Source organism: Paraliobacillus salinarum (assembly GCF_014083865.1).
Taxonomy (GTDB): Bacteria; Bacillota; Bacilli; order Bacillales; family Amphibacillaceae; genus Paraliobacillus; species Paraliobacillus salinarum.
The window spans coordinates 68,570-91,587 of record NZ_JACEFA010000005.1; the positions used below are offsets into that span (position 1 = coordinate 68,570).

21 protein-coding genes and 1 riboswitch are annotated in these 23,018 nt (G+C 34.8%); of the genes, 20 read left to right on the top strand and 1 reads right to left on the bottom strand.

Features of this window, described 5'->3' with window-relative positions:
* The first annotated feature begins 145 nt into the window (after nucleotides 1–145).
* The 5 genes from HP569_RS06895 (at nucleotide 146) to HP569_RS06915 (ending at nucleotide 7,638) form a co-directional block, all read left to right on the top strand.
* Nucleotides 146–2,794, top strand: a complete 2,649-nt coding sequence (locus tag HP569_RS06895; protein WP_182200437.1) for a valine--tRNA ligase — start codon at nucleotides 146–148, stop codon at nucleotides 2,792–2,794.
* 180 nt (nucleotides 2,795–2,974) lie between these two features.
* Complete coding sequence (locus HP569_RS06900) at nucleotides 2,975–3,649, top strand: response regulator transcription factor (RefSeq protein ID WP_182200438.1); 675 nt, start codon at nucleotides 2,975–2,977, stop codon at nucleotides 3,647–3,649.
* On the top strand, nucleotides 3,646–4,656 hold the full coding sequence (locus tag HP569_RS06905; RefSeq protein ID WP_182200439.1) for a sensor histidine kinase: 1,011 nt from the start codon (nucleotides 3,646–3,648) through the stop codon (nucleotides 4,654–4,656). The genes HP569_RS06900 and HP569_RS06905 overlap by 4 nt, the downstream gene beginning before the upstream one ends.
* Nucleotides 4,657–4,895: 239 nt before the next feature.
* A complete protein-coding gene (locus HP569_RS06910) occupies nucleotides 4,896–5,663 on the top strand; it encodes an ABC transporter ATP-binding protein (protein ID WP_182200440.1) in 768 nt (255 codons plus the stop codon).
* Nucleotides 5,653–7,638, top strand: coding sequence for an ABC transporter permease (locus HP569_RS06915; RefSeq protein ID WP_182200441.1), 1,986 nt, complete (start codon nucleotides 5,653–5,655; stop codon nucleotides 7,636–7,638). Before HP569_RS06910 ends, HP569_RS06915 begins: the two co-directional genes overlap by 11 nt.
* Before the next feature lie 77 nt (nucleotides 7,639–7,715).
* Here the strand turns inward: HP569_RS06915 and HP569_RS06920 are convergent, their stop codons facing one another.
* Nucleotides 7,716–8,606: an ATP-grasp domain-containing protein gene (locus tag HP569_RS06920; protein WP_182200442.1), complete on the bottom strand. Its 891-nt coding sequence runs from the start codon at nucleotides 8,604–8,606 to the stop codon at nucleotides 7,716–7,718.
* A 78-nt stretch (nucleotides 8,607–8,684) separates the two neighbouring features.
* On the opposite strand from HP569_RS06920, the gene HP569_RS06925 reads away from it, so the two are divergent.
* The 15 genes from HP569_RS06925 to HP569_RS06995 all read left to right on the top strand — a co-directional run bounded on the left by HP569_RS06925 (nucleotide 8,685) and on the right by HP569_RS06995 (nucleotide 23,016).
* Entirely contained in the window at nucleotides 8,685–9,953 is a 1,269-nt protein-coding gene (locus HP569_RS06925) for a bifunctional folylpolyglutamate synthase/dihydrofolate synthase (protein WP_182200443.1), read from the top strand.
* A 118-nt stretch (nucleotides 9,954–10,071) separates the two neighbouring features.
* Nucleotides 10,072–10,542 carry a type IV pilus modification PilV family protein gene (locus tag HP569_RS06930; RefSeq protein WP_182200444.1) on the top strand — a complete coding sequence of 157 codons (471 nt, stop codon included), beginning with the start codon at nucleotides 10,072–10,074 and terminating at the stop codon, nucleotides 10,540–10,542.
* Nucleotides 10,543–10,554: 12 nt separating this feature from the next.
* Nucleotides 10,555–10,974, top strand: coding sequence for a PilW family protein (locus tag HP569_RS06935; protein ID WP_182200445.1), 420 nt, complete (start codon nucleotides 10,555–10,557; stop codon nucleotides 10,972–10,974).
* Nucleotides 10,975–10,984: 10 nt separating this feature from the next.
* Nucleotides 10,985–12,439, top strand: a complete 1,455-nt coding sequence (locus HP569_RS06940) for a DUF7305 domain-containing protein (RefSeq protein ID WP_182200446.1) — start codon at nucleotides 10,985–10,987, stop codon at nucleotides 12,437–12,439.
* Between the two features lie 32 nt (nucleotides 12,440–12,471).
* Complete coding sequence (locus HP569_RS06945) at nucleotides 12,472–14,097, top strand: GspE/PulE family protein (RefSeq protein WP_182200447.1); 1,626 nt, start codon at nucleotides 12,472–12,474, stop codon at nucleotides 14,095–14,097.
* Nucleotides 14,098–14,106: 9 nt separating this feature from the next.
* A complete protein-coding gene (locus HP569_RS06950) occupies nucleotides 14,107–15,138 on the top strand; it encodes a type IV pilus twitching motility protein PilT (RefSeq protein WP_182200448.1) in 1,032 nt (343 codons plus the stop codon).
* Nucleotides 15,139–15,180: 42 nt separating this feature from the next.
* Entirely contained in the window at nucleotides 15,181–16,383 is a 1,203-nt protein-coding gene (locus tag HP569_RS06955) for a type II secretion system F family protein (protein ID WP_182200449.1), read from the top strand.
* A gap of 70 nt (nucleotides 16,384–16,453) precedes the next feature.
* A riboswitch (cyclic di-GMP riboswitch) is annotated at nucleotides 16,454–16,537 on the top strand.
* A gap of 54 nt (nucleotides 16,538–16,591) precedes the next feature.
* Nucleotides 16,592–16,933 (top strand): prepilin-type N-terminal cleavage/methylation domain-containing protein, encoded by a 342-nt coding sequence (locus tag HP569_RS06960; RefSeq protein ID WP_182200450.1) that lies wholly within the window; start codon nucleotides 16,592–16,594, stop codon nucleotides 16,931–16,933.
* A gap of 68 nt (nucleotides 16,934–17,001) precedes the next feature.
* On the top strand, nucleotides 17,002–17,757 hold the full coding sequence (locus tag HP569_RS06965; protein WP_182200451.1) for a prepilin peptidase: 756 nt from the start codon (nucleotides 17,002–17,004) through the stop codon (nucleotides 17,755–17,757).
* A 12-nt stretch (nucleotides 17,758–17,769) separates the two neighbouring features.
* Nucleotides 17,770–18,705, top strand: a complete 936-nt coding sequence (gene pilM, locus HP569_RS06970; protein ID WP_182200452.1) for a type IV pilus biogenesis protein PilM — start codon at nucleotides 17,770–17,772, stop codon at nucleotides 18,703–18,705.
* 41 nt (nucleotides 18,706–18,746) lie between these two features.
* Nucleotides 18,747–19,274 (top strand): hypothetical protein, encoded by a 528-nt coding sequence (locus HP569_RS06975; RefSeq protein WP_182200453.1) that lies wholly within the window; start codon nucleotides 18,747–18,749, stop codon nucleotides 19,272–19,274.
* 1 nt (nucleotide 19,275) lies between these two features.
* Complete coding sequence (pilO, locus tag HP569_RS06980; RefSeq protein ID WP_182200454.1) at nucleotides 19,276–19,809, top strand: type 4a pilus biogenesis protein PilO; 534 nt, start codon at nucleotides 19,276–19,278, stop codon at nucleotides 19,807–19,809.
* 143 nt (nucleotides 19,810–19,952) lie between these two features.
* Nucleotides 19,953–20,888: an SPOR domain-containing protein gene (locus HP569_RS06985; protein WP_182200455.1), complete on the top strand. Its 936-nt coding sequence runs from the start codon at nucleotides 19,953–19,955 to the stop codon at nucleotides 20,886–20,888.
* Nucleotides 20,889–21,090: 202 nt separating this feature from the next.
* Entirely contained in the window at nucleotides 21,091–21,759 is a 669-nt protein-coding gene (radC, locus tag HP569_RS06990) for a RadC family protein (protein WP_182200567.1), read from the top strand.
* 222 nt (nucleotides 21,760–21,981) lie between these two features.
* Entirely contained in the window at nucleotides 21,982–23,016 is a 1,035-nt protein-coding gene (locus HP569_RS06995) for a rod shape-determining protein (RefSeq protein ID WP_182200456.1), read from the top strand.
* Nucleotides 23,017–23,018: the final 2 nt, after the last annotated feature.

The following is a 23,018-nucleotide window of genomic DNA, read 5'->3' on the forward strand; positions in this document are numbered from 1 at the left end:
AATCACCACAATTTTAATTATAAAGTCTTTTATCATAGGTGTTATGGAGCGAACATTACATCACCACTTTTTACAAATAACAAAAAAATGATGGGTAATGATTTTTCATGAAAAAGTTTTTAAAGGAATGAAGGAGGATTATAGCATGGAGCAAAACAATACAAATTTACCACCAAAGTACGATCCAGCAGCAGTTGAAAAAGACCGCTATGATTTCTGGGTGAACGGAAAATTTTTCGAGGCAAGTGGAGACACAGATAAAGAGCCATTTACAATTGTTATTCCACCACCAAACGTAACAGGAAAGTTACACATTGGTCATGCTTGGGATACGACACTACAAGATATCATTACACGAATGAAGCGAATGCAAGGGTATGATGTGTTATATCTACCAGGGATGGATCACGCTGGTATTGCAACACAAGCTAAAGTAGAAGCGAAATTAAAAGAGCAAGGAACAAACCGATATGAACTTGGTCGTGAAACGTTTCTCGAAAAAGCTTGGGATTGGAAAGAAGAGTATGCTTCTTTTATTCGAGAACAGTGGGCGAAGATTGGCCTAGGTTTAGATTACTCGAGAGAACGATTCACATTGGACGAAGGGCTTTCAAACGCAGTAAAAGATGTGTTTGTTTCCTTGTATGAAAAAGGGTTAATCTATCGTGGGGAGTATATTATTAACTGGGATCCAGCGACAAAAACAGCTTTGTCCGATATTGAAGTAATTCATGAAGAAGTAAAAGGCCATTTTTATCATATGCGTTACCCGTTAAAGGATGAAGAAGGTGCAATTGAGATTGCGACAACTCGTCCAGAAACAATGCTTGGTGATACGGCGGTGGCTGTAAACCCTAATGATGAACGTTATCAGCATTTGATTGGTAAGAAAGTAATTTTACCGATTGTAGGTAGAGAAATTGAAATCGTAGCTGATGACTATGTTGATATGGAATTCGGATCAGGAGCAGTAAAAATCACACCAGCGCATGATCCGAATGATTTTGAAATTGGAAACCGCCACAATCTAGAACGCGTTTTAGTAATGAATGAAGACGGTACAATGAATGAAAACGCTGGTAAATACCAAGGACTTGATCGCTTTGAATGTAGAAAGCAATTGGTGGCAGATTTACAAGAGCAAGGTATTTTATTTGGAATTGAAGAGCATATGCATTCTGTTGGTCATTCTGAACGAAGCGGTGCTGTAGTAGAGCCTTATTTATCTACGCAATGGTTTGTGAATATGAAGCCTTTAGCAGAAGCGGCAGTGGAACTTCAGAAAAAATCAGAAGATGAAAAGGTTAATTTTGTACCAAATCGATTTGAAGGAACGTACCTTCATTGGATGGATAATATTCGTGACTGGTGTATTTCCCGTCAATTATGGTGGGGACACAGAATTCCAGCTTGGTATCACAAAGAAACTGGTGAATTGTATGTAGGGAAAGAGGCACCAGCAGATATCGAAAACTGGGAACAGGATAGTGATGTGTTAGATACTTGGTTCTCCTCTGCTTTATGGCCGTTTTCGACATTAAATTGGCCAAACACAGAAGATGAGGAATTCAAGCATTTCTTCCCAACAAATGTGTTAGTTACTGGTTACGATATTATTTTCTTCTGGGTAGCTCGAATGATCTTCCAATCGCTTGAATTTAACGATGAACGTCCATTTAAAGATGTATTAATTCATGGTTTAGTTCGTGATGCAGAAGGAAGAAAAATGAGTAAGTCATTAGGAAATGGTGTTGACCCGATGGAGGTCATTGACCAATATGGTGCAGACGCCTTACGTTACTTCCTAGCAACGGGTTCTACACCTGGGCAGGATTTACGTTTCCAGTATGAAAAAATCGAATCAACTTGGAATTTCATTAATAAAATATGGAATGCTTCTCGATTTGTTTTAATGAATTTAGAAGGATTAAAGTACGAAGATATTGACTTGTCAGGAGAAAAATCGGTTGCTGATAAATGGATTTTAACACGCTTAAATGAAACGATTGAGCAAGTGAACAAACACACGGATAGATATGACTTTGGTGAGGCTGGTCGTCACCTTTACAACTTCATTTGGGATGATTTCTGTGATTGGTATATCGAAATGGCGAAGCTTCCATTGTATGGTGATGATGAAGCGGCAAAGCAAAAAACAAGATCAATCCTTGCTTATGTGTTAGATCAAATCATGCGGATGCTTCATCCATTAATGCCTTTTGTTACGGAAGAAATTTGGCAGTATCTACCACATAAAGGAGAATCAATTACACGTGCGGCATGGCCGGTTGTACGTCCAGAATTACATGATGCACAAGCTGCTGAAGAAATGAATCGTCTTGTAGGAATCATTCGTTCTGTACGTAATATTCGTGCGGAAGTGGATACGCCAATGTCTAAACAAATTGTGTTGCTAGTTAAAGCTGGAGATAAAGCCATTGAATCACAACTACAAGCGAATCGTCATTATCTAGAACGTTTCTGTAATACAAGTGAATTAACAATTGCTACAGAAGTTACAACACCAGAAAAAGCAATGTCTGCAGTAGTTACTGGAGCAGAGCTGTATTTACCTATTGAAGGATTAATCGATATTGATAAAGAAATCGAACGATTAAATGCTGAATTAGATAAATTAAATAAAGAAGTAGAACGTGTACAGAAGAAGCTAGGAAATGAAGGTTTTGTTAAAAAAGCACCTGAAAAAGTAGTCGAAGAAGAGCGTCAAAAAGAAAAAGACTATTTAGACAAGCGTGCAAAAGTACAAGAAAGATTAGAAGAACTAAAAGGTTAATACTAAAAGTCCAAGCATAAAATTGCTTGGGCTTTTTCCTTTCTACAATGAAACCATGATGTACACAGTAGATAACCTAATAGATTTAACCTTATTAAACGATGATTTCAGCAAAAGGTTGTGTGGAATTTGTTTTTTTATTATAGTTAACATAAAAAGTAGGAATGAGTGTCTAATCCAATGAGTGATTTTGAAATACTAATAATTGAAGATGATAAAAAAATACGTGAAGAATTAAGCTATTATTTAAAAAACATAGGATACAAAACAAATACGATTAATGACTTCCAAAACATTTTACTCTATGTTCGCGAATCAAGTTCTAACCTTATTCTTTTGGATATTAATTTGCCCTTCATTGATGGATATACGCTTTGTCGAGAGATACGTAAAGAGTCTGATATTCCCATTATTATTGTAACGAGTAGAGACAGCGAAATGGATGAGTTGATGAGCATCAACCTAGGTGCAGATGATTTCATAACGAAACCATATAACTTACAAATCCTATCTGCAAGAATAGAAGCAATTTTAAAAAGGATATATAAAAGTGCATCTCCCACCATTCTTTCTTATGAAGGTTTAAAATTAGATATAGCAAAAGGAAAGATTTATTATAACGAAAAGGAAGAGATTCTAACTAAGAATGAGCTGAAAATACTTCACTTTTTAATTCTGCATAAAAGCACGATCGTTTCAAGAGAAGATTTAATGGAATATCTTTGGTCTTCTGAATTATTCGTGGATGATAATACTCTTTCCGTTAATATGACGCGTCTGCGAAAGAAGCTTGAGGATATAGGGCTAACTAATCCTATTGAAACGCGAAGAGGGTTAGGATATATAATGCCATGAAGATGATTGATTATTTTTTAGGAAAAGCGACATTCTTAGCCATAAACGTTGCATTGTTTAGTATATTTGGTATTATACTTTGGAAAATCGATGTGAATACATTCATGATTGTTTTGTTAGGTTTAGTGTGGTTTGCTCCATTGCTTCTAGCTTTCCTGCTTGATTATGTGAAAAAGCATAGTTATTATCAAAACTTAGTTCATTATCAATCATCTTTAGATAAAAAATATTTACTTCCAGAAATGTTGGATAAGCCAACTTTTTTGGAAGGGGAAATTGTTCATGAGGCTATAGCAGATGCTTATAAACAAATGCATGAGCACATTAATGAATATAAGCGGGAACAAAAAGAGTACCAAGAATATATCGAGACATGGGTTCATGAAATTAAAACACCTTTAGCTTCTGCTAAACTAATTTTGCATAACCGTGATTTGGACTATGGTATATTAGAAGAACTGAACAAGACAGAACAGTATGTAGAGCAAGTGCTATATTTTGCTAGAAGTAGCCATGTAAGTAAAGACTATCTAATAAGTGCATTTTCACTTCATGAGGTGGTCAATACAGTAGTCAAACGTAACGCAAAGGATTTTATCTACAAAAAGATCAAACTGGACTTAGGGACAATTAGACAAGTAGTCTATAGTGATAAAAAATGGATTGAGTTTATTATTAATCAAATTGTAGGAAATGCGATCAAGTATAGTAAAGAACCAAGTGCTGAGATAAAAATCTCTTCCATGTCATTTGAAAATAAAGTACAGTTGCAAATTCAAGATAATGGAATTGGGATTGGTATGAAGGATGTATCAAGAGTTTTTGATAAAGGCTTTACTGGAGAAAATGGAAGAGTTCATAGTAAATCAACCGGTATGGGCCTGTATTTATGTAAACGCCTAGCGAAGAAACTCCATTTGAGAATTAGTTTGGTATCTGAAGAAGGTGTTGGAACGATGGTTTTATTAACTTTTCCTATCAACAAAGCCTTGATAATAGAGAAATAATGTGACAATTTTTTTAACTTTAAGCCCCTAATGATGATTTATAATTCATCATTAGGGGCTTTGTATTTGATAGATTATTCTTAAATACCAAACTTTAGGGAAGAATGATTATAGAGTGGTTAATTACTGAAATTGAAGCTATCTTTCAAAATTGTAAGATTCATGACACTAAAACGAATAGGACGTTTCGATAATAAAGTGTATGCTAAGATCAGATCAGTTAAAGGAGGAATTCTTTTATGTCTTCTATTTTAGAAGTTACACATATAGAGAAGTATTTTGGAAGTAAAGGTAATATAACGAAGGCCATTGATGATATTTCCTTTGAGGTAGAGAAGGGTGAATTTGTTGGAATTATGGGCCCTTCAGGGAGTGGGAAAACAACTTTACTCAATTGTCTATCGACTATTGATGCAGTAACAACAGGACATATCACGATAGATAACCAAGACATTACGACATTAAAAAAGAAAAAATTAGAAACGTTTCGCCGTGATGAACTTGGGTTTATTTTTCAAGACTTTAATTTGCTAGATACACTCACAGCATATGAAAACATTGCGCTAGCGTTAACGATTAAAAAAACAAAGCCGCATGAAATTCATTCAATTGTTGAGGATATCGCAAAAAAACTAGAAATAAACGAAGTATTGGATAAATTTCCGTATGAAATGTCAGGCGGACAACAGCAACGAGTTGCATCTGCGCGAGCTATAGCAACGAACCCATCGCTTGTATTGGCAGATGAGCCAACAGGATCACTGGATTCAAAATCTTCACGCTTGTTATTAGAGTCATTCAAAAAGCTTAACGAAGAGTATAAAGCGACAATTTTAATGGTAACACATGACGCATTTACGGCTAGTTATGCTGATCGTATTCTATTTATAAAAGATGGAAAAATATTTAATGAGCTAATAAAAGGGTCAGATACGAGAAAGGGGTTCTTTAATCGTATCATGGAAGTCGTTACTCTTCTTGGAGGTGATTTAGACGATGTATTCTAAATTATCACTACGAAATATTAAACGAAGCGTGAGAGATTATACGATTTATTTTCTAACTATTACGTTTGCTGTTTGTCTGTTCTATAGTTTTAACTCATTACATGCACAGCAAGCAATGCTGAAGATTTCAACTAGTCAAGAAGATATGTTGCAAAATTTAACTAACATGATTGGAGCAATTTCTGTTTTTATTTCGGTTGTATTAGCTTTTCTTATTATTTACGCGAATGGTTTTCTAATTAGGCGCCGTAAAAAAGAATTAGGCATGTACATGACGCTTGGAATGAGTAAGTTCCACATTTCTCGAATTCTTGTAATAGAAACTTTATTCATTGGTCTTATTTCTTTAGTAATTGGAATAGCTCTGGGTGTATTGGTTTCTCAGGGGCTATCTATTTTAACAGCTGCCTTATTTGAAGTCGATTTAAAAGCATATACATTTGTTTTTTCTGGAGATGCAACAGTAAAAACTATTTTGTATTTTGGTATTATCTTTCTATTCGTTATGGCGTTTAATGTATTCATAATCAACCGATATAAATTAATTGATTTGCTTACTGCCAGTAAAAAGAATCAACATGTAAAACTACGAAAAACATCAACAGCGATAAGTATTTTTATATTATCTATTATCCTTATTGGAACTGCCTACAGTTTAATGTTGAAGTATGGTTTATTAGAGAGTATGACGCTTGTTTGGATTAGTGTTGGATTAGGAGCAATTGGTACGTTTCTTTTCTTCTTCTCTTTATCAGGTTTTTTATTGAATTTATTTAAGAAAAACGAAAAGTTGTACTATAAGGATATCAACATGTTTGTTCTTAGACAAATCAACAGTAAAGTAAATACAACGTTCATTTCCATGACTATCATTTGTCTGATGTTATTTTTTACAATGGGTGTATTATCAACAGGATTTAGCTTAAAGAATAGTTTAGAAAAAGATCTGACTGTAACTACGCCATATGATGCAACTTTTTACGTATATCATTATGATGAGGAGCAACAAGAAGCTAATGATATGTTTAACTCCTTACAGTTAGAACAGTATGGAGATACCGTCACATATAGCGAGTATGATACAGGGGAAGGTATTAACAGTTATTTATTGAATTATGCTGACAGTGAATCAAAAGATTTACTTAAGGGTATGCCTTTGTATGCGATTAAGCAATCTTCCTATCAAAAATTAATGGAGTTACAGGGGAAAGATCCAATATCTTTAAAACATGATGAAACTTTATTTCTCACTAATAAGAAAGAAATGACTAATACAATTGAACGTTTTTTAAATAAGGAGAATGAAGTGGAAATTGCTAATAAGACATACACCATAGCATCCGAAGGGTACCAATTCACTTCTGTAAAAACAGATATAATGGCACTAGAATTCTTTGTAGCTGTTTTACCTGATGCTGTTGTAAAAGATATGAGTGCAATAACAACAGTAGCGAACCTGCAATATGATGTGGAGAAGCAAACTGCAGATGCAGCGATTTATCAGACTTTGGAAACGTATAATGATAAGTATCAGGGTGATCTGTATTTGTTAGGTATGACTAAAACACTGGCATATGAAAGTGCATCTGGAACGTCTACAACCGTCGTTTACATTGGAGTGTATTTAGGTATTGTATTTCTAATATCTAGTGCAGCTATCTTAGCATTACAACAGCTCTCTGAAGCTAGTGATAATATGGTGCGTTACGACACACTGAAAAAAATTGGTGTAACAAAAGCGGAAGTGAATAAATCTATATTTAGGCAAATTTTTATTTATTTCATGATGCCTTTATCCTTAGCTATTATCCATTCTATTTTTGGAATAATAGTTGTGAATGATGCACTTGCAGTTGCTGGACAAGCTAGTGTATTAGTTCCTTCTCTCCTAACAGCTGGTGTTATTGTTTTGGTATATGGAGGATATTTTATAGCTACCTACTCTGGTTATAAATCCATTGTAAACAACAAATGATAGCAATGAAAGTTTAACAAGAGGTGAAATCATATAGATTTCACCTCTTGTTTTGTTGCAGAATGTTTATTAATACGCTAACTCTTCAATTTCCTTATGGTCCAAGTCATAATATGCTCAGCAATATTTACGCCTGTATAATCGTAAATATTCTTAATATGCGCACTTGTGTTAACCTCACAAACAATCGGTTCTTCGTTTTCATCATACAAGAGATCCACGCCTGCAAAATCTGCTCCAACCGCTTGTGCGGCGTCAATTGCTAGTTTTTTTTCTTTTTCAGTAGCTAGGTGTGCCTTTACTGTACCTCCGACGGAAACATTTGCACGAAAATCATCTTGAGCGGTTCGTGCTAACCCAGCAACTACCTCGTTTCCTACTACATATATCCGAAGATCTCTCCCACAACTAGAACCAATGAATTCCTGGAATAAGAAAGGTCGATCAGCAATTTCTTTTATTTTTTCATCTAATTCCTTTCGATTATGAATCAAATACACTTGTTGACCATATGATCCATAGCCTTCTTTGATAATAAAAGGATATGTAAAAATATCTTCTAGATAATGAAAGGAAGATAACTGTATTGGATTTGCTTTAGAAAATATTTTTGGTGCGATGACTGTTCTGGGAATTGCAATATTAGCTTGATGTAACACAGGATACATGTCTACTTTATTATCGCAGGTGGCAATCGCTTGTGCCGAATTAAATACAGGTATACCAATCGCCTCTAATTGTTTAGCCAACGCAATATCTTTATCAATGAAAATAACGAAATCAGGATTATGTTGGTAATTTAGCGTGTCCATTAACGGCTTATCCTGTTCTAATAATACAAAGAGCTCATTGTTTTTTCGTTGCTCAATCGTAATGCCAAGTTTTTTGCCTGCATCATGTATCCACTGTGAAAAAGTGAGGAATGCTTCACTTTGTAAGTGTCCATTATATATAACCCATCCATGCATAGTTGCTAATCCTTTCTTGTGACGATTTGATATACTATATTATGACGGAAAAACATTGGTAATGGAAGTAGGGATCATATGATACAATCAATCCAACAAGTGAATGAATTTTTAGATAAACGAGAAAAAATAGGAGTTAAACCGGGATTACAACGAGTAGAACGACTGTTAAAAATATGTAACCATCCTGAAAATAGCTTAAAGACGATTCATATTGCCGGTACGAATGGAAAAGGTTCAACCTTAGCGTTTATGGAATCCGCATTACGACAAGCGAATTATACGGTCGGTACGTTTACTTCTCCATCATTAACGACTAGAAATGCGATGATTCAACTAGACGGAAAAGCAATCAGTGATGAATCGTTTGTTAGATATTTTCTTCTATTATTAGAGGAAATCGAACGTCTAGATTTTGAGGGAGATCCCCCAAGTCCATTTGAAATTATTGTTGTCATTTCACTTAACTTTTTAAGTGATCATGCTGATATCGCTTTAATTGAAACGGGAATGGGTGGAAAAGATGATGCTACGAATGTTGTAAAACCAATTCTTAGTATTATTACAACGATAGGGAAAGACCACCAACACTTTTTAGGTAATACCTATGAAGAAATTGCATCACATAAAGCAGGTATTATTAAAGATAAAACTCCAGTGATTGTCGGTGATTTGCCAGCAGAAACAATATCAGTAATCCAAACGATTGCAAAGGAAAAAGATGCACAGCTGTTTCGACTTGGTGTTGATTTTTTCAACGAATTAGAAAATAGCAAAAAAACATTTCATTTTATAAATGCGAATCACCGCTTTCCTGTGTCTTTAGGAACAAGAGGTGTCTATCAAATACATAATGCAACGTTAGCGGTACAGGCATTATTGCTATTAAATGAAAGTAGCCTAAGTCTTTCGAATCACTCAATTCTAACGGGCATTGCAGAAACTAATATAAGTGGTCGGTTTGAACAGGTTTTAGATCAGCCAATAGTTATTGTAGATAGCGCACATAACGCAGAAGGAATCGAACAATTTGTTAGATCAGTGAAAGCCTATTATCCGACAGAAAAGAAGCAACTAATTATGGCTGTATTTAAAGATAAGCCGATCAAACAGATGATTCAGCAGGTTGACCCAGTATTTGATCGAATTATATTTACAAGCTTTGATCATCTTCGTGCTGCACAAGCAATTGATTTATATCATTTTTCGAAAAACGAAAATAAACAGATAATAGAAGATTATCAAGAGGTGTTGAGCGCTCTAAAAGATCAAACGATGCTGACTTGTATTACGGGCTCATTAGACTTTGTCGGAAAAGTAAGAAAAATAATGCAAGGAAATAACTGAGATATCGAGAGTAATATGGTATAGTTAAAATAGTTCATTTTTCTTGGAATTATATATACAAATAGATGCATTTGTACTATATTTAGTGTGAAACCTAGTATAAAGGAATGGATTAATCTTGAGAAAGCTATATCATTTTAGAATAAAAAAATCTATTATAGGTGAAGAAAAAGCTATGACTCTAGTAGAAGTACTGGCTTCTATTTTATTATTGTCTATTATTATTGTGACTTTCTTAACTTTTTTCATTCAATCTAGGAAGACAGTAGACGTATCAAATGAAATAAGTGATGCGACTTATATTGCCCAAACAGAAATAGAGAACATTTATCATATTAGCGAAACAGTGCCTTTTTTAGATGGAGTGGATCAGTTGAAGACCGAATCAAATTCATACGATGGTTCATCTGGTCAGCATAAGTTCACTAAAACAGTAGAGACGAATAAAGTGAAAATTAGTATTGCAGCAGCAAAAGATGAAGCAGATCAAGTAATTAGTGATAAATTGAAAAGTGTACTTGTGCTTGTATATGATCCATCAGGTAAATTAAAAGGTCAAATGGAAACAAAAATTCTTTGGGAAGAATAGTAGGTGTTTTCCATGTGGAAGGAACAAAAAGGAATTACATTAGTCGAGTTGTTAGCTGTTCTATCTTTAATGTCCATCATTATTATGCTAGTAGGTTCTGCTATGATGTTTGGCCAGAAGCAATACAAAAATCAAACAGAAATAATAGAACAACAGGATCAGGTTCGTTACGTCATGGCAACGTTAACGAAGGAAATACGTTCACATAACTCTAGTCAAATAAGTGTGTCTGGTAATGTGTTAAATATCGGATCAGATAGCTATGAATTCAGTGCACCACAAGTATTAAAGAATGGAACTCCAATGAGTGATCGAATTGGAGTATTTGAAGTTGAAAAAAATGATTTAGAACTAGATATTACGATAGCTAGTTCAGCTGTTGGAGGAAATGAACAACAACGCTTATCGACAATATTATACCTAAGGAAGTAGGTGAAAGTCGGTGTTTTTTTCTATAAAAGATCGATGGAAAGAAGAAGATGGTTCCATTTTAGCTACTGTATTGATGACATTAACTGTATTGTCTTTATTAGGTACAGCACTAGCTACCGCTTCATTTGCCAATGTGAATTTATCCAGTGTTGATCGTGCGTATCAATCAACTTTTTATATTGCAGAGGGTGGGGCTAACCAAACGTATGCTTCAATAGAAACTATTGTTAAAGATGTCTATAATACCACTAGTAATCAAGCAGAATTTTATACAACATTTAATAACAAGCTAGACGAGTTAGATAACAAAGTACTGACTAACTTTTCTAGTGTATTTGAAGATAACCCCTCAGCGAATATATCCATCCAAGAGCTAAATACTACAAATCCTAGAAATTATCAAATTGTATCAGAAGGTGTAATTGGTGAAAGAGCCCGTACAGTGACACGCCCTTTTCAGATTAATTGGACATCAGGAAATGTCTTGAATATTCCAGATAGAGCAGTAGCAATCGTTAAAAATGATATTAACTTATCAGGCTCATCAGCTTTAAAAGGAAATGTCTATATTAAATCATCTGATCCTAACACGATCAATATGCGTGGGAACCCATCAATTACAGATGGATTTGCATATGTGCCAGAAGTTGCCGTTGATCAGGCTTTGAATCATTCAGGGGGAACACCACCGGGAGTAAAACCAAATATAGATATATTACCTTGGACAGCATATCACCAGATTGTTGATTCGTTTCCGGTTTTCCCTTCTTATCCTCTAGCAGATGATGAGAGGGTTGGAAGCTTTGATGTTATTAAGAATGGAGATTTGAATATAACCAACTATCAAGCAGACGGTTATACATTAAATTTGTCAGAAGATATATCTCTAAAAAATATATCTATAAATAGCAATTACGATTTACAAATTAACACAAACAATCAGAATGTTGACATTGTCGTTAACAATTTAAATGTAACAAATGGGAAGGTAAAGATTATCGGGAGAGGAACCGTTAATTTTTATATTAAAAATAAACTAGCAGTGGGTTCAGGAAGTGAAGTCAACACTGGAGGTTCGATTAACCAAGTAAATGTCTATTTAGCAGGTAATAAAAGTGTGAATTTAGCTGGTAGTACAAACATTAATGGTTCGTTATTTGCTGAAGCTGCTGATGTTACGCTAAGCGGTGGTGGGGGCTTTAAAGGATTTATTGTTACTGGAGGTAACAACGTAACTTTTAATGGTGGTTCTTTTTCGGATTTATTATTACTAGCCCCGAATGCAAATGTTAATGTCAAGGGTGGAGCAAAGATCACAGGAACATTAATTGGAAATTCATTGACTGGTAGTGGTGGGACTGGTGTTACGTATAAAGATATGTCAAGCGAATTTCCTTTTGACTCAGGTGGCTCAACATCAGATGATGATTTAATTACAAAAGAACCATCGGTAGAAATAAATTGATGTAAGAAAATTAACACGAAACGAGGTATCTCATGGTTACTCGAACGAAACGAAAACTTGGTGATGTTTTAAAGGAAAACGAGCTAATTACAGAGCAAGAAATTATTCAGGCACTAGAACAGAAAAAACCAGAGCAAAAGCTAGGCGATGCATTAGTTGAGCAAGGGTATATCACAGAGCGACAACTGTTAGAAGTTTTAGAGATTCATTTAAAAATTAATAGTGTTTCTTTATATCGCTTTTCAATTGATGTCGAGCTGATCGATTTAGTTCAAAAGGATTTTGCGAGACAATATATCTTATTACCGATCGAGCAAAGAGAAAACATATTGACTGTTGCAATGAATGATCCGTTAGATTATTACGCTATTGATTATTTAGAGCTTTCAACTGGTTTTACCGTAAAACCAGTCATTGCAACAAAAGATGATATCCTTCAAGCCATTAATAAATATTATGATATGGGTAGCGTCTATACAGACGATGAGATGGATGCAGATGACGCGCCAGCTATTCGTGTGTTAGATCAAATATTACAAACTGGTGTAACAATGAAAGCTAGTGACATTCATATTGATCCGACAGAAACGAAAGTAATTATCCGATATAGAGTGGATGGTACGTTGCGTTCTGAAAAAACAGTACCAAGAAAATTACAAAATGCACTAATTGCTCGTGTGAAAATTTTATCAGAATTAAATATTACTGAAACGAGATTACCGCAAGATGGTCGAATTCGGTTAATGATTGATACGAAGCCAGTTGATCTACGTATTTCTACTTTGCCAACTGTTTTCGGTGAAAAAATTGTTATTCGTATTTTAGATTTATCTAATATATTTAAAACATTAACAGAGCTTGACTTCTCTGAAGCGACACTAAATAAATATAGCGAAGCAATTAAACAACCATCTGGGTTAATTTTGCTAACAGGCCCCACTGGTTCTGGTAAGACAACAACCTTATATGGATCGATAAATGAGCTTAATCAGGAAGATGTCAACATTATTACAATTGAAGATCCAGTGGAATATCAGTTGGAAGGGATTAACCAAGTGCAAGTAAACAGTACTGTTGGGTTGACATTCGCTAAAGGTTTGCGATCAATATTGCGACAGGACCCAAATATTATTATGGTTGGGGAAATTCGAGATAGAGAAACGGCTGAGATTGCTATCCGATCAGCACTTACTGGACATTTAGTATTTAGTACACTGCACACCAACAGTGCAATTGCTGCAATTCCCCGTCTTTTTGATATGGGTGTTGAACCTTATCTTGTTGTCTCTGCATTATCTGCGGTTATGGCACAACGTTTGGTAAAAAAAGTATGTCCGGATTGCAAAAAAAAGCGTCCTATTTCTGAGATGGAAAAGCAAATCCTTAAAAACCGTCCAATAGAGATAAATGAAGTATATGAAGGACCAGGTTGTGATGGCTGTAGACATACAGGATATCGCGGACGGTTAGCAATCCACGAATTATTAATCATTGACGAAAAAGTAAAGAGTTTAATGATGAATCAATCAAACATGTCTGAAATTAAAGCATATTTAAAAGATAACCAAATGCGATTTTTATTAGATGATGGATTGTTAAAAGTAAAAAATGGTTTAACAACAATAGATGAAGTATTACGAGTAGCAACGGAAGAGTAGGTGAATTTCATGCATTATGATTTGGAAGATTTACTAATATCCGCACACCGAAAGAACGCATCAGATGTTCATTTAACAGTCGGATCAAAACCTGTATTTAGAATTGATGGAAGACTACAACCTTTTGGTGAAAAGAAACTACAACCAGAAGATACAGAAAGAATGGCAAAGGGGATTTTAACCGAAGCATTATGGGACAAGTTAGTGAAAGAGCGTGAGCTGGACTTATCACATGGAGTGAAGCAAGTTTCGCGTTTCAGAATGAATATTTATTTTCAGCGGAATTGTCTTTCGTTAGCAATTCGAACTATCCCGACATCCATTCCGTCAATTGAGTCTTTAAATCTTTCTGATGTAATCAAAGAAGTTGCGCAATTATCACAAGGGTTAGTATTAGTAACGGGACCTACAGGAAGCGGGAAAAGTACGTCATTAGCTTCGATGATCGATTATATGAATCAACGAATGAATCGTCACATTATAACGTTAGAAGATCCGATTGAATATTTGCATCAACATAATCAGTGTCTAATTGACCAACGTGAAATTGGCTTTGATACGATGAATTTCCAAAAAGGTTTACGTGCATGTTTACGACAAGATCCTGATGTCATTTTAGTAGGTGAAATGAGAGATTTAGAGACGATATCAACAGCCATAACAGCTGCAGAAACAGGTCATTTAGTTTTAGGTACTTTACATACAACAAGTGCAGCATCTACGATGGATCGAATTATTGATGTGTTTCCTGCTCATCAAAAAGGACAAATTAGAGTCCAACTTGCTAACGTATTAGAGGCAATCATTTCGCAGAGATTGTTTCCTTTACTAAAGGGAGCAGGAAGAGTAGCAGCAACAGAAATATTAATCAATACACCAGCTGTTAAAAATTTAATTCGTTCAGAAAAAATGCATCAGATTCCTAATACAATGCAAACATCAAAAGAGTTTGGCATGCACACGATGACAATGGATATTAAACGATTATTGCAAGCAGGTATGATAAGTGAAAAACATGCGGCAGCATATTTGAAAGATTAAAACTATTAAATTCATTGCAAGTAGAGAAAGAAGGTGAAGCGAATGAAGTATTTCTCATATAAAGCAAAAGATCTCGAAGGAAAATTGATCAAAGGAAAAGTTAATAGTGAAACAGAAAAGGAAGCAATTAGACATTTAAAGACAAATGATCTTATCTTGTTTGAACTAAAGGAACTGAACCCATTATTACATAAGGATATTTATATTGGTAGTCCTGTTAAGAATAAGGACTTTGTTATTTTTTTGCGACAGTTTGCTACATTAATTGATGCAGGAATCACCCTGGTTGAGGCGACAGTTATTCTGCAAGAACAAACACAAAGTAAACCGTTAAGAAAAGCGTTAAACCAAGTGCAATATTCATTGGAAGAAGGAATTAGCTTATCAGATTCATTGACGGAGTTCCCTCGACTATTCCCAGAATTATTTATTAGTATGGTGCGAGCTGGGGAAGTAAGTGGTAATTTAGATGAAATACTAAATCGAATGGCCAATTATTACGAAAAACAATACCAACTGCGGCAGAAAATTGTAACCGCATTGACCTATCCAATGGTTGTTGGAGTTGTAGCTGTTGTTATTACTATATTTTTATTAGCGGTCATTGTGCCTATATTTACGGATATGTTTCTATCATTTGATCAAGAGATTCCAGCTTACACGCAAGTCGTTTTACAGATCAGTGAAGTGGTTCAAACATATTGGTGGGTGTTGCTATTTATTGCTTTCATGGGTGTGATTTCTGTACGTCTGTTGGATAAAAACCCAACGATGTCCTACTATATGGATGTATTAAAATTAAGAATTCCGATATTCGGTGTATTTATTCAAAAAGCCTTGTTAGCTAGAATGACTCAAACTTTAAGTTCATTATTAAATAGTTCTGTTCCTATTTTACAAGCAGTCGCTATTACGGAGAACGTGATTGATAACAAGGTGATGAAACAAGTGCTACAAAGCTCCAAAGATTCATTGGAACGAGGAGAATCAATGACGGAACCAATGAAAAAACATTGGATATTTCCTAGATTAATTACACAAATGATCACAGTAGGAGAACGAACTGGCTCGGTGGATGCGATGCTAAAAAAAGTATCGGAATTCTATGAGCAAGAACTAGATGAAAGCTCTGATAAATTAAAATCTTTGATCGAACCTGTCATGATTATTTTCTTAGCTTTTGTTGTAGGAGCAATTGTTTTATCAATTGTCATCCCAATGTTTAGTTTATTTGAAAATATCTAAAAATAATCAAAAATATAGTAGTAAAGTTATAGACAGTTACCAGTTTTATAGTATAATAGTAATTGTTAGAAATGAATATAGGAGTGAAGAAGATCTATCTTTATCTGGGCACTTTGATAGATTGGAGCGAGTAGTGCAACCGACTGACACCATGAATGAGTTTGATGATGTGAGTCTTTTTTTTATATAAAATAGGGGAGGTAACAAAATGGTAAACAAGTTGAAAAAGGTTTTTCGTAATGAGAAAGGTTTTACACTAGTTGAGCTGTTGGCGGTAATTGTTATTTTAGGTATTATTATTGCAATCGCAGTGCCGGCTATTGGTAGCATTATTGATAAAGCGGAAACTGACGCTAGTGAAAGTCAAAAAGAATTAATAATTGATGCTGCAAAGTTAGCAGATGCCAATAATGAATTTACAGGCGCAACTGAGAATGTAATGACAGTTGAAGAATTAGTTAGTGCAGGGTATTTAGAAGATAGTGATGACTCAGATTTTCCTAGCGGTAGCGTTACAAAAAGCGGAAATAAGTTTACGTATAGTGATTAATGATTAAAATCACCCATCTTAAGAGATCCCTTGTACTAGGGGTCTCTCTACATATCTAGGAGAATACAATGGAGCTAACTATTACAATTCTATTTTTTATATTTGGAAGTGTGTTTGGTTCATTCTTTAATGTTGTTGGATTAAGAATCCCGACGAATAATTTTTTAGAGTCAAAACGCTCGTATTGTCCACAATGTAATAAAAACTTATCTTGGTATGAACTTATGCCGATTCTGTCCTATATACTTCAAACTGGAAAGTGCAGAGGGTGTAAGAAGCGTATTTCATCCATCTATCCAACGATGGAATTATTTACAGCTTTATTATTTGCACTAAGCTACTATTTAATCGGTTTTCAAATCGAATTACTAATGGCGTTATTACTTGTGTCACTATGTGCGATCGTCATTGTTTCTGATATAAAATATATGCTAATCCCCAATAAAATTCTTCTGTTTTTTTCACCTTTAATCCTACTCGTGCGCATGCTATCACCACTTGATCCATGGTGGTCTCCAATTGTTGGCTCGCTGTTAGGATTTATTATGATTTTTCTCATTATACTCATTAGTAAAGGTGGGATGGGAGCAGGAGATATGAAGCTATTCGCTTTACTAGGATTGATTGTTGGTTATCAAGGTATATTACTGACATTTTTTCTTTCTACTTTATTAGGAACAATAGGTAGTGCAATATTACTCATTAGAAAAAAAGTAGATCGTAAATCACCAATACCGTTTGGTCCGTTTATTTGTATAGCTGCTTGTATCACTTATTTTTTCGGACAAGACATATTAAATTGGTATATGACATCATTTTTTTAAGGACGGATGAAAATGGGACTTCTCAAAAAAGATCGAATTAATATGATGATAACGGATCATGTTATTCGGTATCTGTATCAAAATAATAGAACAAGTGATCATGGTGAAGTTAAATTAGAGCCTGGTTTAATAGAAGATGGAAAAATTCTTGATAAGCCTAGATTAATCGGCATTCTAAAAACATTAGTTAAAGAGAAGAAGTGGAGAAATAAAGAGGTAGCCTTTTGTGTTCCTGACGCTTTTGTTACATTACGTGATGAAAAGGTTCCGAAGCAATTAAGTGGTGATGAAGTTAAACAATATATACAAATGGAATTAGATAAAACGATTCGATTGCCGTTTAAAAATCCAGTCATTGATTTTGAAGTAATTAAACGGGAAGAAGATTCGAATCACATTTTGCTATTTGCATACCCGAAAGATCGCTTAGAGACATACATCGATGTTTTTCGCCAAGCAAATTGTAAATTGACGATCGCAGACTTTTCTTTTTTATCTGTCTATCGCACTTTTGCTGCACATGAATTAATCAAAAAAGAGTCACATGTACTAATAATTCAATGGAGAAAAGACGATGTTGTTTTGACAGTATTTCATAATGATCGACCATATTTTAATCGACACATTCAGCTTGAAGGATCGAGTCTACCCGAACATGATCAAGTAGTGGAAGATAATATTTCTAGCGTAGTCGAACTAGAAACTTTTCAAAGAGTAGTTGATGAACAGCTTATCACTATTGAGCGTTTTATGGATTTTTATCAATATTCTGTTATGAATAATAGCGCACAAATTGATAGTATTGCGTTAGCTGGAGATTCTACCTATCACTCAGAGATAAAACAATTATTAGAAGATCGGTTCAATTTGACTGTTCTCACGTTATTAAATCATCAAGAGCTTCCACTACCATACACGGAACTATATGGCCTAACGTTAAGAAAATAGATACTTATATCCCATATTAAAACGTATAGGAGTTCAATCATATGATAGAAGTTAATTTAGTTGAAAAGAAACAAACAAATGCCTCTCCGTATATCTTAGTTGGTTTTTTTGTATTCAGTGCTTTGCTAATAGGATTAAGTTTCTTTTTATATCAAAATTTTTTAGAGGGTAAACAAGAGTCGCTAATGAAGGTCTATGCTGAAAATAATATTCATCTCAATGAAATAAGACAGGAAAGCCAAGTGATTCAACAAGTTAATGTGATAGAAAGGGATATAGAGCATTTACAAAGCATTATTTTTCCAAGCTCTCACGTATTACAACAAACCAATGCTACGTTACCTGAGCAATCTACTATTCAGCATTATACTTTCACGATCACTGATGGATTACGAGTGAAATTGAGGGCAGAATCCATTGAAGAGACGTCTCAATTTGTTCAATCTATGCGTAGCTTTTCTTTTGTTGAGCAAGCCGAATTAGTGGAACTAGAGCAAACGGGCGATCAGTATGTAGCTGAATTCACGTTTGCTGTTAATAAAGATTCTTTATTAGAGGAAGCTGATTAAAATGAAAATAGAATGGAATAGAAGTTATTCAATCGCCTTAATCGTCATAGTGTTTGTGCTTATCCTTGGGGGAGTATTAGGTTTCTATAAATATGTTAATCCAACGCAAAAAGAACTGAAGCAGCTTGAAGAAGAGATAGTATCCCAAGAGAAGTTAATTAAAGAAGTAAAAGCAAATCAAAAAGCAATTGGTGAAGCAACCGTACGTAATGAACAATTAGAAAAACAATTGCCAAAAACTTTATTAGTTGATCAATTACTAGTAGAAATAGAAGCGTTAGAAGAGGCATCGGACATTGAAATCTCAAAAATAGTAGCTAGTGAAGCTTCTGTTTTACCAGAATCTTATCCAGCCTTAATCCCAACAAACTACTCGATTGAATTTAACGCGGGTAATTATGATGCAATGTACAATTTTATCGACGAATTAACAAATGCAGAGCGAATATTGGAGATCGGACAGCTTGAGTATGAGCAAAATAGTGAAAGTGGAATGAAGGCTATTGTCAATATAACAGCGTTTAGCTCTGAATAAAATCAGTTATGACTTTTATAAAAAATTAAATGTGGATTGTCGAACGAATGATAACTATGTATTTCAATAGTTAATGATTCGTTTTTTTGTTGAAAAATTGTTTATAGCAATAGACAAAACTCGCCTTTCTTTTTAGTTGAACTGTGATAGAGTATGGCAAAACAGGCTTTGAGATTGGGGAGAGAGTTATGCGCGGTGATGATAAAATTGTTGTGAAATTAAACAATGAAAATATAGAAGCAAACAAACGAAAAGTAGATCCATCTTATGATTGGTATAAGGAGCAGGCTGCCTCAATTGACAGTCAGGATAATGAAATAGATGAATTGGAACGACGAACACCAGTTTATTCTATGTCTAATCCAAAAAAGAAGAAAAATCGATATCTTAAATCTATTCTATTAACAACCAGTCTGGCGATTATAGTAGGTATCGGCTTTGGGTTTGGTGTCCTGAAAATGTTCGTCGAGATCGATAAGCCGAACGCAACTGTATCATCGAATCAATCTATCATAGTAGATGATGAAGAGGAAGATGGTAAAAAGAAATCAGGCGCTGAAACATCATCTATCATACTACCTAGTATCTCAGCATTTATTGTCCAAGCAGGGATGTTTTCTACTGAAGACAAAGCCAGTGAATGGAAAGGAAAGTTAGAACAGGCTGGCTTCAATGCTTTTTCTTGGAAGTCTGATGATGGCGTTCGATTAATTACAAGTATCCACGGGACGAAAGAAAAAGGGGAACAAATGGCTGATAAGTTAGCTGAATCGAATTATGAAGGGTATGTACGTCAGTGGAGTACAGAGGAAAAGGCAATGGAATTATCTGCAGAAGAAGGGAAATGGCTACAGGAATTTGCCTCACTATTCATGAGCATAGTAGAAAACGTTTCGGATGAAAAAGTAATTGGAGATAAATTGGTAGAGTGGAATGATTGGGTAGAATCTGGCCCAAAAGAAATGTCAGACGCGTTAACCAGTTTCAAAAAAACAGCTAGTACGTTTTCTAAAATGAAAACAAAAGAAAAACGTCATGAACATTTGTTAAACATCTGGTACCATTATGATCAATTGTAATTTTCATATCAAAATCATTATTTACAATAGATAATTTGTCAGAAAACCTATGAATTACTGAATGTAGGTTAATTTTAGACTAAATCATTATGCTGTTTATATCTTTTTGACCATTTGTTTTCTATTGGCCATATTCGTAAACTAATAATAATAATATTAATTTTGCGAATGAGGTGGAACATTGAGTAAAACACATGTGACAATGAAAGATGTACCAATGCAAGATCGCCCTAGAGAACGCTTAGCTAAATTAGGGGCACAACAAGTATCCAACCAAGAATTGTTATCAATTCTTTTAGGGACAGGCACAAAAACAGAGTCTGTTCAACAGCTGGCACAACGAGTGCTCATGCATTTTGAAGGAATTAACTTATTGCGTGATTCCACATTAGAAGAATTAACAGCAATTAAAGGAATTGGTACGGTTAAAGCGGTTATTGTTTTAGCCGCAATTGAATTAGGTAACCGGATCAATCAACTCAAGCCGCAGGAACGTTATTGTATACGAAGTCCAGAAGATGGCGCTAACTTCGTAATGGAAGAAATGCGCATGTTGAAACAGGAGCATTTTGTTGTTATTTTTCTGAACACGAAGAATCAAGTTATTCATCGACAGACCGTGTTTATTGGAAGCCTTAATGCATCGATTGTACATCCTCGTGAAGTTTTCAGAGAAGCAGTTAAACGTGCTGCTGCATCAATCATTTGTTGTCATAATCATCCCTCTGGAGATCCCTCTCCCTCACAAGAAGATATTCAAGTAACAAAAAGGTTAGCCGAATGTGGTAAGATGATCGGTATAGAACTTTTAGACCATCTAGTTATTGGTGATCATAAATTTATTTCATTAAAAGAAAAAGGATATGTATAGCACTATCTATTTTTTGTATTTTTTCGTATAATTGTATAGACGAAATTCTTATTAGCGCCATTTTACAAGATTTTCTTGTGTTTGGCGCTAATTGTTATGATAAATCGAAATATCGTCCTAGCCTTTTCATGTTATGATATTTATAATGAAAAATATTACTTCATGGATGCAAATTTGAAAAAATCAATTAGACATTGTGTGTTTTAGAGAGGGAGATTTAAGTTGGCATTTAATTTTTCGCAGGATTTAGGTATAGATTTAGGTACTGCAAATACGTTAGTTTATATGAAATCAAAAGGGATCGTTGTTAGGGAACCTTCTGTCGTTGCTCGCAACAATTCAACAGGAGATATTGAAGCGGTTGGTGGCGACGCACGTAATATGATTGGTCGAACACCAGGAAATATTTCTGTTATTCGCCCGATGAGAGATGGTGTGATTGCAGATTACGATACAACTGCTGCAATGATGAAGTACTATATTCGTTTAGCACAAAAAAATCGCTCTGCTTTTGCTAGAAAACCAAATGTGATGGTTTGTGTTCCTTCAGGGATTACAATGGTAGAAGAACGAGCAGTAATTGACGCGACAAAACAAGCAGGAGCAAAAGAGGCATATCCAATTGCTGAACCATTTGCCGCCGCTATTGGTGCTGGTCTACCAGTTTGGGAACCAACCGGAAGTATGATTGTTGATATTGGTGGGGGAACAACAGAAGTAGCGATTATTTCGTTAGGCGGCATTGTTACAAGTAAATCTATTCGAGTTGCTGGTGACGATATGGACGAAGCAATTATTCAATATGTTAGAAAAAAATATAACTTAATGATTGGTGAGCGCTCGGCTGAATCTATAAAAATGGATATCGGTTATGCAGGAGAACCGACAGAGGATGCCGAAATGGATATCAGAGGAAGAGATCTATTAACAGGCCTACCTAAAACAATTTCAGTAACTGCTAAAGAAATTTCTAGTTCTTTAAATGATACAATTAGCGCTATTGTAGATGCTGTAAAAAATACATTAGAAAAAACACCTCCAGAGCTAGCAGCAGATATAATGGACCGTGGGATTGTGTTATCCGGTGGAGGAGCCTTACTTGCTGGGTTAGATCAGGTAATAAGTGATGAAACGAAAATGCCTGTTTTTCTTGCTGAATCTCCTTTAGATAGTGTAGCGATAGGAACTGGAAAATCATTAGATTATATTCAACACTTTAAATCACAGCCAAATATTGCTACTAGATCAATGGAATAAGT

Coding starts and splice junctions, on each gene's coding strand:
- HP569_RS06895 (WP_182200437.1), top strand. CDS start 146: ATGGAGCAAAACAATACAAATTTACCACCAAAGTACGATCCAGCAGCA.
- HP569_RS06900 (WP_182200438.1), top strand. CDS start 2,975: ATGAGTGATTTTGAAATACTAATAATTGAAGATGATAAAAAAATACGT.
- HP569_RS06905 (WP_182200439.1), top strand. CDS start 3,646: ATGAAGATGATTGATTATTTTTTAGGAAAAGCGACATTCTTAGCCATA.
- HP569_RS06910 (WP_182200440.1), top strand. CDS start 4,896: ATGTCTTCTATTTTAGAAGTTACACATATAGAGAAGTATTTTGGAAGT.
- HP569_RS06915 (WP_182200441.1), top strand. CDS start 5,653: ATGTATTCTAAATTATCACTACGAAATATTAAACGAAGCGTGAGAGAT.
- HP569_RS06920 (WP_182200442.1), bottom strand. CDS start 8,606: ATGCATGGATGGGTTATATATAATGGACACTTACAAAGTGAAGCATTC.
- HP569_RS06925 (WP_182200443.1), top strand. CDS start 8,685: ATGATACAATCAATCCAACAAGTGAATGAATTTTTAGATAAACGAGAA.
- HP569_RS06935 (WP_182200445.1), top strand. CDS start 10,555: ATGTGGAAGGAACAAAAAGGAATTACATTAGTCGAGTTGTTAGCTGTT.
- HP569_RS06945 (WP_182200447.1), top strand. CDS start 12,472: ATGGTTACTCGAACGAAACGAAAACTTGGTGATGTTTTAAAGGAAAAC.
- HP569_RS06950 (WP_182200448.1), top strand. CDS start 14,107: ATGCATTATGATTTGGAAGATTTACTAATATCCGCACACCGAAAGAAC.
- HP569_RS06955 (WP_182200449.1), top strand. CDS start 15,181: ATGAAGTATTTCTCATATAAAGCAAAAGATCTCGAAGGAAAATTGATC.
- HP569_RS06960 (WP_182200450.1), top strand. CDS start 16,592: ATGGTAAACAAGTTGAAAAAGGTTTTTCGTAATGAGAAAGGTTTTACA.
- HP569_RS06965 (WP_182200451.1), top strand. CDS start 17,002: ATGGAGCTAACTATTACAATTCTATTTTTTATATTTGGAAGTGTGTTT.
- pilM (WP_182200452.1), top strand. CDS start 17,770: ATGGGACTTCTCAAAAAAGATCGAATTAATATGATGATAACGGATCAT.
- HP569_RS06975 (WP_182200453.1), top strand. CDS start 18,747: ATGATAGAAGTTAATTTAGTTGAAAAGAAACAAACAAATGCCTCTCCG.
- pilO (WP_182200454.1), top strand. CDS start 19,276: ATGAAAATAGAATGGAATAGAAGTTATTCAATCGCCTTAATCGTCATA.
- radC (WP_182200567.1), top strand. CDS start 21,091: ATGAAAGATGTACCAATGCAAGATCGCCCTAGAGAACGCTTAGCTAAA.